This is a genomic window from Streptomyces sp. N35 (genome assembly GCF_016464295.1).
Taxonomy (GTDB): Bacteria; Actinomycetota; Actinomycetes; order Streptomycetales; family Streptomycetaceae; genus Streptomyces.
Map to the genome: position 1 here is coordinate 33,623 of NZ_JAEIMH010000003.1, position 16,636 is coordinate 50,258.

General features: G+C 70.7%; 13 protein-coding genes. 8 read left to right on the forward strand and 5 right to left on the reverse strand.

What is annotated here, in order from left to right; all coding sequences use genetic code 11:
- Positions 1–102: 102 nt before the first annotated feature.
- Both JAO81_RS42110 and JAO81_RS02050 read left to right on the forward strand, forming a co-directional pair.
- A complete protein-coding gene (locus JAO81_RS42110; protein WP_374194246.1) occupies positions 103–855 on the forward strand; it encodes an inositol oxygenase family protein in 753 nt (250 codons plus the stop codon).
- Positions 856–908: 53 nt separating this feature from the next.
- A complete protein-coding gene (locus JAO81_RS02050) occupies positions 909–1,760 on the forward strand; it encodes an SDR family oxidoreductase (RefSeq protein WP_199545976.1) in 852 nt (283 codons plus the stop codon).
- Positions 1,761–1,795: 35 nt separating this feature from the next.
- Here JAO81_RS02050 and JAO81_RS02055 read toward each other — a convergent pair whose 3' ends face one another.
- The gene (locus JAO81_RS02055) at positions 1,796–2,407 is read right to left on the reverse strand and encodes a hypothetical protein (protein ID WP_199545977.1); all 612 of its coding nucleotides are present in this window, start codon (positions 2,405–2,407) and stop codon (positions 1,796–1,798) included.
- A 431-nt stretch (positions 2,408–2,838) separates the two neighbouring features.
- Between JAO81_RS02055 and JAO81_RS02060 the strand changes: the two genes are divergently transcribed.
- Entirely contained in the window at positions 2,839–3,093 is a 255-nt protein-coding gene (locus tag JAO81_RS02060; protein WP_199545978.1) for a hypothetical protein, read from the forward strand.
- 288 nt (positions 3,094–3,381) lie between these two features.
- On the opposite strand, the gene JAO81_RS02065 is transcribed toward JAO81_RS02060, so the two are convergent.
- The 3 genes from JAO81_RS02065 to JAO81_RS02075 form a co-directional block, all read right to left on the reverse strand.
- Positions 3,382–4,863 carry an SDR family NAD(P)-dependent oxidoreductase gene (locus JAO81_RS02065; protein ID WP_199545979.1) on the reverse strand — a complete coding sequence of 494 codons (1,482 nt, stop codon included), beginning with the start codon at positions 4,861–4,863 and terminating at the stop codon, positions 3,382–3,384.
- 184 nt (positions 4,864–5,047) lie between these two features.
- Entirely contained in the window at positions 5,048–6,388 is a 1,341-nt protein-coding gene (locus tag JAO81_RS02070) for a wax ester/triacylglycerol synthase family O-acyltransferase (RefSeq protein ID WP_199545980.1), read from the reverse strand.
- A 190-nt stretch (positions 6,389–6,578) separates the two neighbouring features.
- The gene (locus tag JAO81_RS02075) at positions 6,579–9,101 is read right to left on the reverse strand and encodes a PA14 domain-containing protein (protein ID WP_374194247.1); all 2,523 of its coding nucleotides are present in this window, start codon (positions 9,099–9,101) and stop codon (positions 6,579–6,581) included.
- A gap of 277 nt (positions 9,102–9,378) precedes the next feature.
- On the opposite strand from JAO81_RS02075, the gene JAO81_RS02080 reads away from it, so the two are divergent.
- The 5 genes from JAO81_RS02080 (at position 9,379) to JAO81_RS02100 (ending at position 15,227) form a co-directional block, all read left to right on the forward strand.
- Positions 9,379–10,404, forward strand: coding sequence for a LacI family DNA-binding transcriptional regulator (locus JAO81_RS02080; protein ID WP_199545982.1), 1,026 nt, complete (start codon positions 9,379–9,381; stop codon positions 10,402–10,404).
- A gap of 212 nt (positions 10,405–10,616) precedes the next feature.
- Positions 10,617–11,711 (forward strand): ABC transporter substrate-binding protein, encoded by a 1,095-nt coding sequence (locus JAO81_RS02085; RefSeq protein WP_199545983.1) that lies wholly within the window; start codon positions 10,617–10,619, stop codon positions 11,709–11,711.
- A 2-nt stretch (positions 11,712–11,713) separates the two neighbouring features.
- A complete protein-coding gene (locus JAO81_RS02090) occupies positions 11,714–13,249 on the forward strand; it encodes a sugar ABC transporter ATP-binding protein (RefSeq protein WP_199545984.1) in 1,536 nt (511 codons plus the stop codon).
- Complete coding sequence (locus tag JAO81_RS02095; RefSeq protein ID WP_199545985.1) at positions 13,246–14,208, forward strand: ABC transporter permease; 963 nt, start codon at positions 13,246–13,248, stop codon at positions 14,206–14,208. Before JAO81_RS02090 ends, JAO81_RS02095 begins: the two co-directional genes overlap by 4 nt.
- A complete protein-coding gene (locus tag JAO81_RS02100) occupies positions 14,205–15,227 on the forward strand; it encodes an ABC transporter permease (protein WP_199545986.1) in 1,023 nt (340 codons plus the stop codon). Before JAO81_RS02095 ends, JAO81_RS02100 begins: the two co-directional genes overlap by 4 nt.
- A gap of 169 nt (positions 15,228–15,396) precedes the next feature.
- Here JAO81_RS02100 and glgC read toward each other — a convergent pair whose 3' ends face one another.
- Complete coding sequence (gene glgC, locus JAO81_RS02105) at positions 15,397–16,614, reverse strand: glucose-1-phosphate adenylyltransferase (protein WP_199546095.1); 1,218 nt, start codon at positions 16,612–16,614, stop codon at positions 15,397–15,399.
- Positions 16,615–16,636 lie beyond the last annotated feature (22 nt).

Genomic DNA, 16,636 nt, shown 5'->3' on the forward strand with positions numbered 1-16,636 from the left:
GCACACCCGGCAAGCCGCACACCCCGCCCCACAAGCCGCACCGCACACCCCACCCGCCGCATCGCGCACCCCGCCCGCGGCCGTGGACCGGAAGGAGCCGCCATGGAGTCGCGCACCGAGCCGCCGTCGGTGACGAGCGTCCGCACCGTCGACGAACTGACGAGCGTCCGCACCGTCGACGAACTGACGAGCATCCGCACCGTCGACGCACTGATGACTCTGCTGCACGCCTGCCGGGGCGCCTGGGACACCCCGGACCGCAGCGGCGATCCGGTCGATCTGCACGACCACGCCCTGCAGACCGCCGCGCTGCTGCGCCGCTCGCACCCCGCCGACAAGGAGCTCCAGGTCGCCGGGCTCGTGCACGACCTCGGCCATCTGCTGCGGCCGGGCGACGACGCGGCGCACGCCGACCATGCCGCCGCGGCGGTGCGCCCGCTGCTCGGCGACCGGGTGGCCGAGCTGGTCCGGCTGCACGTACCCGCCAAGCGCTACCTCGCCGCGACCGAGCCCGGCCGCGCCCTGTCCGAGCAGAGCGCGCTGACGCTGCGGGCGCAGGGCGGGGTGATGACGCACGAGGAAGCGGGGGGGGCGGGGGGCCCGCCCCTGCGCGGCGGGGGCGGGGGCGCGGGGCGGGGGGGGGGGGAAGGGCGCCCGAGGAGGGGGCGGCGTCCGCGGCCCCCCCGTACGGGGAGGATGCCGCCACGCTGCGGCAGGCCGACGACGCCGGGAAGGTGGTCGGTCTCGACGCCGGGGTCATGGAGGACTGGCGGCCGGTGCTCGACCTGGTGGCGGGTGCGGCCGGGCAGCGGACAGGGCCGGGCACGCACAGGTGACAGGGCCGGGTACGCATAGCTGCCGGGTGCACGGCTCTCCCTCTTGACGCCCCGTCATGTCACCGTACGCGGATGGCATCTCAAGGAGCGGAACGCGAACTCGACGGCAGGGCAGCCCTGGTGACCGGTGCCACGCGTGGGATCGGCCTCGCCGTCGCCCACCGGCTCGGGGCGTCGGGTGCGGGCGTGTGTGTCACGGGGCGGGATCCGGACGGGGTGCGGCGGGCCGTCCATGACCTGGACAAGGCCGGTGTGCGGGCCGTCGGTTGCGTGGGGGACGTGGCCGACGCGGACCATCTCGCGGCCTGTGTCCACCGGACCGTCGACGCGTTCGGGCGCCTCGACGTCCTCGTGAACAACGCCGCCACGAACCAGCCGTACGGGCCGCTGATGGACGCCGACCCCGACCGCTGGACCTCGGCCTTCGCCACGAATGTCGAAGCGCCGCTCCGGCTGGTGCAGTTGGCGTGGCGGGCCTGGATGCGCGAGCACGGCGGGGCCGTCGTGAACATCGGTACCGAGGGCACCCATGGCGTCGGACCGAATGTCGGCGCGTACGGCACGAGCAAGGCGGCCCTGCTGCACCTCACGCGCCAGCTCGCCGGCGAACTCGCCCCGCGGGTACGGGTGAACACCGTCTCCCCCGGCCTGGTGCGCACCGAGATGGCCCGCTTCGCCTGGGAGGGCGCCGAGCGTCGGATCGCGGACGGGCTGCCGCTCGGCAGGATCGGCGAGCCCGAGGACATCGCCGAGGCGGTGCACTGGCTGGTCTCGGACGCCGCGCGCTGGGTGACGGGCACGGACCTGCTCGTGGACGGCGGTACGCGGGTGCGGTCGGCGTCCGGATCAGCCGCCGGGTACGCCGTGCACGAGCAACTGCGGGCGGCGGGCACCGGATCCGCCGGCGGGGACCTGTCCCCTTGATCCCCGCGGGGGCACGCCTCTGCCCGGCCGGCCCCTCATCGTGTTTCGAGGGTGAGCTCGATGCCTCGGATCCTGAAGTGCCGGGACGGCCTGAACCCGGCGGCCCGCATCCCCTGTTCCGCTGCCGCATCGGCCCGCGCGGCGGCCCTGGCGGCGCCGGTCGACAGGTGCGTGCACGTCACGTGCCACACCCGGGGCGCCCGCTCCAGGCGGTGGGCGAGGGTGGCCGCGTCGGAGGGTTCGTTGTCCAGCGCGTCGGTTTGGGCCGCGCTGCGGGAGCGGCCGATGTCGGGGAAGTCCGCGACGGTGTTCTGGAAAGCGGTCGGGATCAGGCCGCACCGGGCGCCGGTGAACACGACCGTGTCGCCCGGCGCGCCGTGGTCGTGCAGGATCCGGACGGCGGCCGTGCTGTCCCACGTGCGGCTCTCCTCCAGGCGTATCGCCCGGTGGGCGAAGGCGAGGGGCGCGGCGACGGCCAGGACCAGCGCGGTACGGGCCGGCCGGGGCAGGGCGAGGAAACCCCCCGCGCACAGCAGTGCCAGGGCCGGCAGGCAGGCAGAAGAGCAGATAGCGGTACGCCAACACGGGCTGCATCGAGGCCGCCAGAGCGAGGCACACCGGCGGCACCACGAGCCACGGCACGCCAACAGCCCGTAGCAGAGAGGGAGTTGTTTGTCGCCGGACGACCAGCGCCGCCGTCAGGGCGATCAGGGCCGAGCTCTGGAGAAGCAAGCGCAGCCAGGGCAGCAGCGTGTCCTGGCCGGGGCTCAGGAGCCAGGAGAACAGAGCCGGCGCGGTTCCGATGGAGACGGGTGGCGCCTCGCCCACGGCGGAGTGCTGGGTGAGGCCGAGGAGCAGCAGAGGTGCCACGGCCAGCAGTCCGGCCGCCTGGGCCGTCACCACCCGCACGGTCGTGCGGCGCCCGGGACGGACCCACGCCACGGTCACCGCGTGCGCCGCGAGCAGCAGCAGCCCCATCACGTTGAACCAGCCGAGCACTGCCAGCAGCAGCGCGTACACGACCGGCCAGCGCCGGTCACCGTCGCGATCACCGCCGTCGCCGTCCTCGCGGACCACCTTGACCAGCGCTCCCGTGGCCAGGACGGCGACCGCCATCACGAAGGCGAACGACCTGGCCTCCTGCGCGTACCGGGAGGCCGTCGGCGCCACCGCGAGCGCCGCCCCCGCGCACACGCCGAGCCGGGGTCCGCCCAACAGCCGCCCCAGCCACACCATTCCCGCCACGGCGACGGCGACCGCCGTCGCCGAAGGGAGCCGCATGGTGAACGGGCTGACCGTGGCCACCTGCCCCACCATGTGCATCAGCACGTAGTGCAGACCGTGCACCGCGTCGACCCGCCCGAGCAGCGCGAACAGATCCGGCCATGACCGGTGCGCGACGTCCATGGTGACGATCTCGTCCGTCCATGGGGCCGGTCCCGCGGCGCCCCACACCCCCAGGACGAACGCGATCACCGGCATCGCCCAGCCGGCAACCCGCGAACGGGAAGGGGACGTCACGCTGTTCCCCCCTCACAAACTCTGGTCGGCCGAGCCCCAGCGTGCCCCGGATTACAGGGAGCGGGCCTCGGCCGTTCGGCCAGAGTTCAGCGGGCGGCGCCTACCACTTGCCGGGCGCGTAGTCCTTCAGGAAGACCCCGTACACGTCCTCGCCCGCCTCGCCGCGGACCACCGGGTCGTACACGCGGGCCGCGCCGTCGACCAGGTCGAGGGGGGCGTGGAAGCCCTCCTCGGCGAGGCGGAGCTTGTCGTAGTGCGGGCGCTCGTCGGTGATCCAGCCGGTGTCGACGGAGGTCATCAGGATGCGGTCCGTCTCGAACATCTCGGCGGCGCTGGTGCGCGTCACCATGTTCATCGCGGCCTTGGCGGCGTTGGTATTGGGGTGTCCCGCACCCTTGTAGCCGCGGTTGAACACCCCTTCCATCGCCGAGACGTTGACGACGTACGCACGGCCCGATGCGGCCTTGCCCGCGGCCTCGGCCATCGAGGCACGCAGCTTGCTGATGAGGATGAACGGCGCGGTGTAGTTGCACAGCTGGGTCTCGAGCAGCTCCACCGGGGAGATCTGCTCGATGGACTGCACCCAGGTGTTGGTGTCCACGACGTCGGGCACGAGTCCGCCCGCGTCGATGGCGGTGCCGTCGCGGTGCTTCTCGATGCTGGCGTGGCCGCCCACGAGCGCGAGGTCGGCGACCTGCTGCGCGTCCATGCCGGAGATCCCGGCGGGCAGGGCCTGGATGCCGTCCACCGCACCGGAGTTGAAGGCGCCGATGACCTGGTACGGGGGCAGCTCGCCGGCGGGCAGCGGTGCGCTCTCGCCGTCGACCAGGGCGGCGTAGGCGGAGGGCAGCCGGCGTACGGTCTGGGTGGCGTTGTTGATCAGGATGTCGAGCGGACCCTGCTCGGCGACCTGGTCGGCGAGCGAGACCGCCTGCGCCGGGTCGCGCAGGTCGATGCCGACGACCTCGAGACGGTGGATCCAGTCCGCGGAGTCGTCCATCGCCTTGAAGCGGCGGATGGCGTCCTTGGGGAAGCGTGTGGTGATCGTGGTGTGCGCGCCGTCGCGAAGCAGCCGCAGCGCGATGTACATGCCGATCTTCGCGCGGCCGCCGGTGAGCAGTGCGCGCTTGCCGGTCAGATCGGCGCGGGCGTCGCGCTTGGCGCGGTTCTCGGCGGCGCACTTCTGGCAGAGCTGGTGGTAGAACGCGTCGACCTCGACGTACCGCGTCTTGCAGACGTAGCAGGAACGCGGGCGCTGCAGTATGCCCGCGATCTCGCTGACCACGGACGAGCTGGGCAGCAGGCCCTGGGTCTCGTCGTCGATGCGCTCGGCGGAGCCGGTGGCCGTGGCGTGCGTGACCTTCCGGTCGTTCTCGGTCTTCGCGGCCCGGCGCTCCTGGCGGCGGCGCTGCTTCACGGTGCGGTAGATCCCGGCGGTGGCCCGGCGGACCGCGATCGCGTCGGGGTGGTCGACCTCGAGCTTGTCGAGCTCGTCGAGCACGGCGAGGCAGATGGCGAGCCGCTCCGGATCGATGCCGGGGCCGAAGTCCTGGCTGTCCGGGGTGTCAGTGGTCACGGTCATCGCCGCTGCTTCCTCGTACGGGTGGGGGCGCACCGGCGCCATGAAGATTCCAAAAGGGGGATTTTACGGAGTGGAGGCGTTGCTCTCCAAACCGCTTCCCTCTTCGCGAACCCACCGCATCCGCAAGGTCACTCCCAGTGACGTTTGCGTGTGACCCGGGCCGCCTCTCCGGCCGGCCTGTGCGTCAGACCCCGGCCACCGCTCCCAGCCCCCGGACTTCGTCGTGCAGGGCCTGCGCGAACAGCTCCAGGTCGGGCACCGCCCGCCCGTCCGCGACGAGTCCGTAGTGGACCCGCCCCCGGTACGTGGAGACGGCGACCGCGAGGGACTGGCCCTGGGCGAGCGGGGCGAAGGGGTACACCTCGGTGAGGGGGCAGCCGGCCAGGCGCAGGCCGAGGCTCGGCAGCGGGACGCTCGTGACGAGGATGTCGAAGAGCAGGCGCGCCGACTGGGCCACGAGCGGACCGCCGAGCCGGTGCCCCAGGGGCGGAACGTGGTCCGCGAGCAGGGCCACGGCCCCGGCACCGCGGTGCGCTCCGTCGTCCTTGCTGCGGTCCATGGCGCCGCGGACCGTGGCGAGGCGGGTCAGCGGGTCGGCCTCGTCGACGGGCAGGCGGATCAGATAGCCGGAGAGCCGGTTGCCCTGGGGCTGGTGCGCGCGGGGGCGGCGACGCGAGACCGGTATCAGGGCGCGCGGGCGCACTTCGTCGGCCGGCTCACCGCGCTCGGCCAGCCAGCGGCGCAGGGCTCCGGCGACGACGGCGATGAGGACGTCGTTGACCGTGCCGCCGGCCTTCTTGCGGATGCGGTGGATGTCGTCGAGGTCGAGCACCGCTCCGGCCGTGCGCCGGGTGCCGGTCGCCTCGGAGGTGAGGGCGCCCGAGGACCGTACGTCCCAGGTCGCGCGGGCGACCGAGGCACCGATGTCGAGGGCTTGGCCGAGGGCGCCGGCCTGGCGGCGCAGGGTCCGTGGCAGCGCTCCGGGCAGAGCGGCGAGCGCGCCGAGCAGACCGCGCCCCGGCTCTTCCGCGGGCGCGGATCGCGCGGGGCGCGGCACCACGGCCTGCGGGTCCATCACTCCCGCGGCAAGGGTCAGCGCGCGCAGGCCGTCGGCGAGCGCGTGGTGGAACTTGAAGAGCACCGCGAAGGACCTGCCGTCCGCTCCCGGCAGGACATGGGCCTCCCACGGCGGGCGCGAGCGGTCCAGGGGGCGCTCCATGAGCGTGCCGGCCGCCGCGTGGAAATCGCCGGTCCCGGGCGCCAGTTGTACGTGGTGGACGGGGTCGAATTCGGGGGCGGCTTCGCGCACCGCTCCTGCGGCGCCGAACCACACGTCCCGGATCCGCATCCGCAGTCCGGGCACCTGGGGTGCACGGGCCGTGAGGAGCTCGGCCGCGTGCTGGGCCGCCGAGGAGGAGTCGCAGGTGAAGACGCCCAAGGCGCCCAGATGCATGGGGTGTTCGGGTGATTCGATGTTCCAGAAGGCCAGGTCGAGGGGGGCGAGCGGATCGGTGAGGGTAGCCATGCCCAGCTCTCGCGTCGACAACGGGAGCCAGCAGTCAACAGCTTGTTGACGACTACGGTCAAGCACGTCCGGAATACGGAACGTTACGAGCGCATCAATTCTCGCACCATCGCTCACCCGTCCCACAGGAACCACGGCCCGCCCCTCGCGTACGTCAGGGGCGGGCCATGGCTCGGCTCGGACACTCAGCTCAGGCGCACTGGGCGCCTCCCGGCGCCGACGCGTCGCGGATCAGCGCTTCGTGCGCCGCCTTGATCCGCTGCTCGTCCGCCTTCATCACTCTGCGGTCATAGGTGAGCAGCCCGTTCAACTCACCCTCCACATCGGTGATCTGGGTGTACACGGCCCCGTTGCTGCCCTGACAGGCCAGCGTCCGCACCTTGTCGAGCAGCCCGAGGTACTCGTCCGTGTACTTCGCCCGGTCCACCCCCACGTAGGTGTGGCGGACCGGCCAGGCATGACCGGGGACAGCGAGCCCGAGGCCGCCGTACTCGCCGCTGACCAGCGCCCGCTTGCCGTCCGGCGCCGGAAGCAGCGGGCTCGGATAGCCGTGGGCGTCGGCGATGTCACCGTTGCCGCCGTCCACCGCGCCGCAGCAGTTGAGCCCGCTCATGTTATTTACCAGCCGACTCGGGTCCCAGGACTTGGCCTGATCGGCGATACGCGCCTGGTCGTACTGGCCCCAGCCCTCGTTGAAGGTGACCCACATGATCACCGACGGGCTGGAGACATGCTGGTCGATCATCTTCTTCATCTCGTGCTCGTACTGCGCCCGCGAGGCCGCGTCCGGCGTGCGGCCCGCCGTCATGGACGGCATGTCCTGCCAGACGAGCAGCCCCATCCTGTCCGCGTGGTGGAACCAGCGGTCCGGTTCGACCTTGATGTGCTTGCGCACCGAGTTGAAGCCGAGGTCCTTGTGCTTCTTCAGGTCGTACGCGAGTGCCTCGTCGCTCGGCGCGGTGTGGAGGCCGTCGGGCCAGAAGCCCTGGTCGAGGGTGGCCATGGAGAAGACCGGCTTGCCGTTGAGCAGCATCCGGGGTGTCCCGTCGACCGATTTCACCTCGATCGACCGCATGCCGAAGTAGCTCGTCACGCGGTCGCCGCCGACGGTGACCTTGAGGTCGTAGAGGTGCGGGTCGTCGGGTGACCACAAGTGCGGGTCGGGCACGGGGACATGGACGGTGCTGCCGGACTTGCCGCCGGCCCGTCCGACCTCGCGCTTCCCGTCGTACGCGACCGCGGTGACGGGCACTCCGTCGCGTACGCCCTGGATGTCCACGGCGAGGCGCTCACCGGCCACGTCGGGGATCAGCTTGAGCCCCTGGGCGTGGTCCGCGGCCACCGGCTCCAGCCAGACCGTCTGCCAGATGCCGGACGAGGAGGTGTACCAGATGCCGGACGGGTCGAGGCGCTGCTTGCCCAGGGGCGGGTTCTCGCCGCCGGTGGCGTCGGTCGGGTCGTGGACACCGACGATCAGCTCCTGGGTGCTGCCGGGCTTGAGCGCATCGGTGATGTCCGCGCCGAACCGGTCGTAGCCGCCCTTGTGTTCGGTGACCTTCTTGCCGTTGACGTACACCACGGACTGCCAGTCGACCGCGTCGAAGTTCAGCTTGATGCGCTGACCTTTGTCGGACCAGTTCTTCGGCACGGTGAAGGTGCGGCGGTACCACATGCGGTCCTCGTGCCGCTCGATGCCCGAGAGCTTCGACTCCACGGGGTACGGGACGAGGATGCGCTCAGCGAGACGCTTGCCGAACGGCGGCTGTTCCCCGGCCGTGGCGCCGGCGAACTCCCAGGTGCCGTTGAGGTTCTGCCAGTTCGGGCGCTTGAGCTGGGGGCGGGGGTACTCGCGCCAGGCGTTTGAGGGGCGGACGTCCTCGCCCCACCGGGTGGTCAGCTGGTACTCGGAGTCGTTGGTGCCGCCGCTCCAGAAGGCGCCGACGGCCTTGCCGTCCTTGGCGGTCAGGCCGCCTTCGCCGTCGTAGCGGACGTCGACCTGGCCGCCCTGGCCGACGACGGGTTCGTCGAGGGCGATCAGAAGCTTGCGCGGGTCGGCGGGGTCCACGGTGGCGGTGCCGAGCGGCCATGGGGCGCCGCCGATCACGGCGTCGAGGTGCTCGGTGAAGTCCGCGGGCGGGGCGGCCAGTTCCTGGATGAAGTCCAGGCGCAGCATGCGGCCGGAGGCGAGGACGGATCCGCCGTACGCACCGTCGTAGTCGAAGCCGTCGGGGAGCCGGAAGGCCGACTGCGGGATCGGCTCCTTGGGCTGACCGGGCTGGATCCAGTTGACGTGCAGGTTGGAGCCGCCGTAGTGCTCGAAGTACTCGACCTTGAAGTCGTACGCGGTGCCGGCGGTCAACTCGACGGCCTGGGAGGTCTGTTCCTTGTCCCAGTCGTCGACCCAGTGGTCGATCGCGAGTTCGCCGTCGATCCAGAGCCGGAAGCCGTTGTCACCGATCACGGTGAAGGTGTGGACTCCGGTGCGCTCGGGGACGAGCTTGCCGGTCCAGCGCACGCTCACGTCGTCGGAGCGGCCGGTCGCCGCGGTGAGGCGCGATTCGAGGTTGTCGAAGTCGAGGTTCGGGTCGAACCCGGTGGTCCTGAGCTCCGCGAAGTCGAAGGCTCCGGGGGCGGATTGCGTGTAGTACTCGCCCTTGAGACCGGGCGGCTCGGCGGGGTCCTCGGCGGCCTGCGCGGCGGGGAGCGCGGTCATCCCCGCGAGTCCCAGCAAGACAGCGAGCAGTAACGCCAGTCGTCTTCTCACTCGCACTTGATCCTCCATCTCGAGCGGTTCGTGAGGAAGGGTGGCGGGTCGTCGGATGAGTCTGTACAACGTTGGAAGGAACGGCAGTTGGCATGACAGCACGGCACCGACCGGCTGTCCAGGGTCATGACAAAAGGCCAGTACACGCGCCTGTACATCGATGCAACGGCAAGAAGTGCGTTGTCGCAGGCAGCGGCCAGGGGCGCCCGCCCCGGAGGGGAATCACGTGAGGGTGAGCCTCAAGGACGTCGCGGAACGCGCCGGCGTCTCGATCAAGACCGTCTCGAACGTCGTGAACAACTACCAGCACGTCACACCGGCGATGCGCGAGAAGGTCCAGCGCGCCATCGACGAACTGGGCTACCGTCCCAACCTGACCGCCCGCCACCTGCGCAAAGGCCGTACCGGCATCATCGCGCTCGCCGTGCCCGAGCTGGGCAACCCGTACTTCGCCGAGCTGGCCGGCGCCGTGATCGACGCGGCCGCCGAGCACGACTACACCGTGCTGCTCGACCACACCCGGGGCGATCGCGAACAGGAGATCCTCGTCAGCCAGGGCTTCCGCGCCCGCGTCATCGACGGCCTGATCCTCAGCCCGCTCGAGCTCGAGGCCGACGATCTGCGCGCCCGTACCGACGACGTCCCGCTGGTGCTGCTCGGCGAGCGCGAGTACGACCTGCCGTACGACCACATCGCGATCGACAACGTGGCGGCGGCGCGTGCGGCGGTACGGCATCTCCTCGGCCTGGGACGTACCCGGATCGCCTTCCTCGGCGCCCGCACCGACACCGCCAACCGGCCTGCCCACCTGCGCCTGCAGGGCTGGCGCGAGGAGTTGACCGCCGCGGGTCAGGCAGCGCCCGACGGCCTGGTCGGACCGGTCGGCGGCTGGGACCGCGCCGACGGAGCGGTGGCCATGGCGCGGATGCTGGACGCGGGGATGCGGCCCGACGCGGTGTTCGCGTACAACGACCTCGTCGCCATCGGAGCCATGCGGGTGCTGCACGAACGCGGGCTGCGGGTGCCCTGGGACGTGGCGGTGGTGGGCTTCGACGACATCGTCGAGGGCCGCTTCGGGGCGGTCACGCTGACCACCGTCGCACCCGACAAGCACGCCATCGCGCGCCTGGCCGTCGAGTCCGTGATCAGCCGTCTGAGCGGCGCCGCGGCGGCCAACGGGGAGCCGCAGGGGCGTGAACTCACCGCCGAATTCCGGCTGATGGAACGCGAGAGCACGCTGGGGCGCCGATGAGCCGGTCATCGAACGGGCGTCGAAGGGCGCTCGCGCGAAGGGTTTACAGCCTCCTTCCAACGATGTAAACAATCCTCGGAACCACTCGGCGCACCCCGTCCACCACCGGCCGGGGCACGCCGAACCATCCGCACCGGACCGCGAGTTGACCGCACCAGCCGATCTCCCACGCGAGCCTGAGCGCCGCGGGGCCGCGCCGTAATGGGGACTCCATGAAGCCGACCGTTCGTCTGCGCCGTAAGACCACTCACACCCTGCTCACCGCCGGACTCTGCCTGAGCCTGGCTCTCGCCGCAGGCTGCGCCAAGTCCGAGGACGACCCGTCCGACGCCAAGGACACCGGCCAGGACAGCAACGCAGGACAGGAAGTCGCCGAGCCCTCCGGCGACCAGAAGAAGTGCGACATCGAGACCTTCGGCGGCAAGAAGCTGGACCTGAAGGGCGCCACGGTCGGCTTCTCGCAGTCCGAGAAGGAGGCCAACCCGTTCCGTATCGCGGAGACGGCCTCCATCAAGGCGGAGGCGAAGGAGCGTGGGATCAAGCTGCTCACGGCCAACGCCCAGTCGCAGTTCTCCAAGCAGATCAGCGATGTCCAGGACCTGATCACCAAGGGCGCGGACGTCCTGGTGATCGCGCCTCTCAACTCCGACGGCTGGGGCCCGGTCCTGCGGACCGCCGCACAGAAGAAGATCCCGATCGTCACCATCGACCGGAAGATCAACGCGACGGCCTGCAAGGACTACGTCGCCTTCATCGGCTCCGACTTCGTCGAGCAGGGCAGGCGCGCCGCCGACCAGATGATCGAGGCGACCGGCGGCAAGGGCGAGGTGGCGATCCTGCTCGGCGCGCCCGGCAACAACGTGACGACCGAGCGCACCAAGGGCTTCAAGGACCGCATCGCCGAGAAGGCCCCCGACCTCGAGGTGGTGTTCGAGCAGACCGGCGAGTTCGCCCGCGAGAAGGGCCAGCAGGTCACCGAGCAGCTGATCCAGTCCAACCCGGACATCACCGGGATCTACGCCGAGAACGACGAGATGGGTCTGGGTGCCGTGAACGCGCTCAAGAGCGCCGGCAAGAAGGCCGGCGACGTCCAGATCGTGACGATCGACGGCACCCGCAACGCGGTGCAGGGCATCGTCGACGGCTGGATCTACGGGGTGGTCGAGTCCAACCCGCGCTTCGGGCCGCTCGCGTTCCAGACGCTCGACGGCTTCACCAAGGGTGAAGAGGTCGGACAGGACATCGTTATCAAGGACACCGAGTACTCCGAGGAGAACGCCAAGTCCGAGCTCGGCAAGGCGTACTGACGATGAGCGAACCCGCCCTGTCCGTTCGGGGCGTCACCAAGCGGTTCCCCGGGGCGCTGGCCCTCGACGGGGTGGACTTCGCCGCGTATCCCGGCGAGGTGCACGCCCTGATCGGCGAGAACGGGGCCGGCAAGTCCACGCTGATCAAGGTCTTCACCGGCGTCTACCACCCGGATGAGGGAGAAGTCCGCTACCAGGGCGAGCCGGTGGACTTCGGCACGCCCCTGGAGGCCCAGCACGCGGGGATCTCCACGATCTACCAGGAGGTCAATCTCGTCCCCCTGATGAGCGTGGCCCGCAACCTGTTCCTCGGCCGCGAACCCCGCAACCGCCTCGGCCTGATCGACTTCCGGCGGATGCACCGGGAAGCCGACGAGGCGCTGCGCGACCTCGGTGTCCGCGTCGACGTCACACGCGCCTTGCGTACGCTCGGTGTCGGCGCCCAGCAGATGGTGGCCCTGGCCCGTGCGGTCCAGGTGGACGCGCGGGTCGTGGTGATGGACGAGCCGACCTCGTCGCTCGAACCGCGCGAAGTGCAGACCTTGTTCCGGGTGATCCGGATGCTGCGCGACCGCGGTATCGCGGTGATCTATGTCAGCCATCGCCTCGAGGAGCTGTACGAGGTGTGCGACACCGTCACGGTGCTCCGCGACGGAAAGCTGGTGCACACGGGCCCGATCGCCGAGCTCGACCGGCTGCGGCTCGTCTCGCTGATGCTGGGCCGGGCGATGGGTGAGGTGCGGAGCGAGGGGCTCACCAAGTTCAGCGGCGAGCACGAAGCGGGCGGTGAACCGGTCCTCAGCGCACGGGGGTTGAGGATCCGGCACACCCTCCACGACGTCTCCCTCGCCATCCGCCCCGGCGAGGTCGTGGGTCTCGGCGGGCTGCTCGGCTCGGGCCGCAGCGAGACCGCGAAGGCCGTGGCCGGTGCGCTGCCGCCGGACGAGGGCGAGGTCCTCGTGGCGGGTTCCCGGATCCGTACGGGATCGACGCCTGCCGCCATCCGCGCGGGCATCAGCCTGCTGCCCGAGGACCGCAAGGCCGAGGGGATCGTGCCGGGTCTGTCGGTCCGCGAGAACATCGCCCTTGCCGCGCTGCCGGGCCTGTCCCGCTTCGGTCTGGTCGACGAGGAGCGTGTGGACCGGATCGTCGACACGTTCATGAAGCGCCTGCGGATCAAGGCCTCCGGTCCGCACCAGAAGGTCGGCGAGCTGTCGGGCGGCAACCAGCAGAAAGTGCTGCTCGCGCGCTGGCTGGCCATGCAGCCCAAGGTGCTGCTGCTCGACGAGCCGACCCGCGGTATCGACGTGGGCGCGAAGGCCGAAGTCCAGAAGCTGATCGACGAGTTGGCGAAGGACGGGCTCGGAGTGCTGCTGATCTCCTCCGACACGGAGGAGCTGATCGAGGGCTCGGACCGGGTGGTGGTCCTCAAGGACGGCGCCGTGGTCGCCGAGCTGACGGGCGACGAAGTGACCGAGGAACGGCTGCTCACGGCGATCGCCGCGCAGCCCCAGGACCCGGAGGGCGGTCGGCGATGACCCAACTGGCCCTGCGCGGCGCGTCGTTGGACCGCGCCCGCATGATGCGTCTGCTGCAGGACTACGGCGTGTACGTGGGCGTCGTCGCTCTGCTGCTCGCCAACATCGCCCTCACCCCGCACTTCGTCTCGGCCGAGAACTTCCGTACCCAGGCCGTCCAAGTAGCCCCCGTCCTGATCGTCGCGCTCGGTATGGCGCTCGCGATCGGCAGCGAGGGCGTGGACCTGTCGGTGGGGTCCGTGATGGCCCTGTCCACCTCACTGGTCGCGCTCTATCTGGGCTACGGGCCCGCCATCGCGATCCTGGTCGCGGTGATCGGCGGCATGGTGGTGGGTCTCGCGAACGGCTCACTGATCGCCTTCATCGGGGTCCAGCCCATCGTCGCCACCCTGGCGTTGATGGTGGCGTGCCGGGGCTTGGCGAATGTCTTCCTGCCGCAGCTCAAGGACGTGCGCGACCCCACGATGGCCTCGCTCGGCAGCGGCAGCGTCCTGGGCATCCCGTATCTCGTCCTGATCGCCGTCGCGCTCGCGCTGCTCGTCGCGTTCACCGTCCGCCGCACCACCTTCGGCCGCCAGCTGCTGGCCATCGGCGACAGCCGGCCCGCGGCGAAGCTCGCGGGGCTCCCGGTCCGCAGGGTGCTGATCATCGTGTACGTGGTGTCGGGCGCCCTCGCCGCCATCGCCGGTGTGCTCGCGACGGCCCGGCTCACCGCCAGCGATCCGACCTCGCTGGGCAATCTGATGGAGCTGTCCGCGATCACGGCCGTGGTCGTCGGCGGCACATCGCTGAGCGGCGGCCGGGTACGGATCGGCGGGACCGTGGCCGGTGCGGTGCTGATCCAGCTTCTGACCGCCACCCTCATCAAGCACGATCTGCCGCCGTCCTGGACGCAGATCGCCCAGGCCGTAGTGATCATCGCTGCCGTCTACGCGGCGCGGGAGCGGGGAAGGCGATGAGTACGCAGATGAAGAGCCCCGTGGTGGACGCCTCCCTGCCGGCAAAGGAGCCGCTCGGCGCGAGCCGCGGCGAACGCCTCACGGCGCTGGCCCAGCAGCACGGCGCCCTGGTCGCACTGCTGCTCACCGTCGTGATCGCCTCGCTGAGTTTCGAGTCCTTCCCGACCTCCGACAACCTCGGCAATGTGGCCGTCGGTTCGGCCTTCCTCGCGATCATCGCCCTCGGTATGACCTTCGTGATCGTCACGGGCGGCATCGACCTCTCGGTGGGGTCGACGTTCGCGCTCGGCGGGGTCCTGGCCGCGTGGGGTTCGCAGTACGGCACGCTGGTCGCCCTGCTCCTTCCGCTGACCGTCTGCGGGCTGATCGGCCTGATCAACGGAGTGCTGATCGCGAAGGCACGGCTCGCCCCGTTCATCGTGACCCTCGCGGCGATGCTGCTGGCCCGCGGCGTCCTGCTGAACATCACCGACGAGGGCTCCACCACCTACCTCGTCGAGGAGAAGTCGTTCCTCGCGACACTCGGCGAGGAGAGCCTCCTGGGCGTGCGTCTCCTCGTGTGGATCACGGCCGTCCTGTTCGTGGCCGGCGCGCTCGTGCTCCGCCGCAGCCGCTTCGGCCAGTACGTGTACGCGGTCGGCGGAAACGAGGACGCGGCCTCCCTGATGGGCGCCCCCGTGGCCCGTACGAAGATCGCCGTCTACACCCTGTCCGGCTTGTGCGCCGGACTGGCGGGCGCGCTCAACGCGGCGTATCTGATGTCCGGTGTGACGATCCTCGGCGTCGGCATGGAACTCGACGCGATCGCGGCGGTGGTGATCGGCGGCACGCTGCTCACCGGCGGTTTCGGCTTCATCAGCGGAACCCTCGCCGGTGTACTGCTGCTCCAGGTGATCAAGAACATCATCAACCAGATCGGCTCCCTGGACTCCTCCTACCAGCAGGTGGTCAGCGGTGCGTTCCTCGCGGTCGTCGTGGTCGCGCAGACATGGCTGGGGCGGCGCCGACGGATGCTGTGAGCCGGGGGACGCCGGGCTGTGAGCCGGGGGACGCGAGCTGTGTGCCGGGTGACACGGGCTCTGCGCACGGCTCACCACCTGGTCGACCGAGAGGTCCGTGGCCGGCAACTGCGCATGCCGGCGCGTCGCAGCGAGTCCCGTGAGGGCCGAAGCCCCGTACGGGAAGCGGCTATTCGACCCGCTGGCCCTTGCCCAGGGCGATCACCCCGCCCTTGGAGACCGTGTAGAGCTCCTGGTCCCGCTCGGGGTTGACGCCGATGGTCGCGCCGGGCGGGACGTCCACGTTCTTGTCCAGTACGGCGCCCCGTACGACCGCGCCGCGCCCCACCCGTACGTTGTCGTGCAGCACCGAACCCTGCACGACCGCACCGGCCTCCACCACCACGCCCGGGGAGAGCACCGAGCCGGTGACCTGGCCGCTGATCACACAGCCGGGGCTGACGATGGACTCCCCCGCGATCCCGCCGGCCACGAACTTGGCGGGCGGCAGCTGGCCGGGGTGGGTGTAGATGGGCCAGCGGCGGTTGTAGAGGTTGAAGACCGGGTGGTCCGAAATCAGGTCCATATGGGCTTCGTAGTACGCGTCGAGGGTGCCGACGTCGCGCCAGTAGCCGTGGTCGCGGCCGGTCTCGCCGGGGACGTGGTTGTCGTCGAAGTCGTAGAGCTGGGCGACCCCGCGGTCGGTGAGCATGGGCAGGATCGAGCCGCCCATGTCGTGCTTGGACCGGGGATCCTCGGCGTCCTTCTGCAGGGCGTCGACGAGCGTCTTGGTGGTGAACAGGTAGTTGCCCATGGAGGCGAAGACCTCGTTGGGGCTGCCGGGCAGACCGGGCGGGTCCGAGGGCTTCTCCAGGAACTGGTCGACGCGAGTGCGGTCCTTGGCCGGGGTGATGATGCCGAAGGACGAGGCCTCGGCGCGCGGCACCCGTATGCCCGCGACCGTGACGCCGGCCCCGGACTCGATGTGCTGGTTGAGCATCTGGCGCGGGTCCATGCGGTACACGTGGTCGGCGCCGAACACCGCGATGTAGTCCGGCTGTTCGTCATGGACGAGGTTGAGGGACTGCAGGATGGCGTCCGCGCTGCCGGAGAACCAGCGCGGGCCGAGGCGCTGCTGGGCCGGCACGGGAGTGACGTAGTTGCCGAGCAGGCTGGACATCCGCCAGGTCGTCGTCACATGCCGGTCCAGGGAGTGCGACTTGTACTGGGTCAGCACGCAGATCCTGAGGATGTCCCCGTTCACGAGGTTGGACAGCACGAAGTCGACGAGGCGGTACATGCCTCCGAAGGTGACCGCCGGTTTCGCACGGTCGGCCGTCAGCGGCATCAGCCGCTTGCCCTCCCCACCTGCCAGGACTATTCCGAGCACCGAAGGTCCGCCACGCATCGCCGCCCCCAAGTTCGCCGAC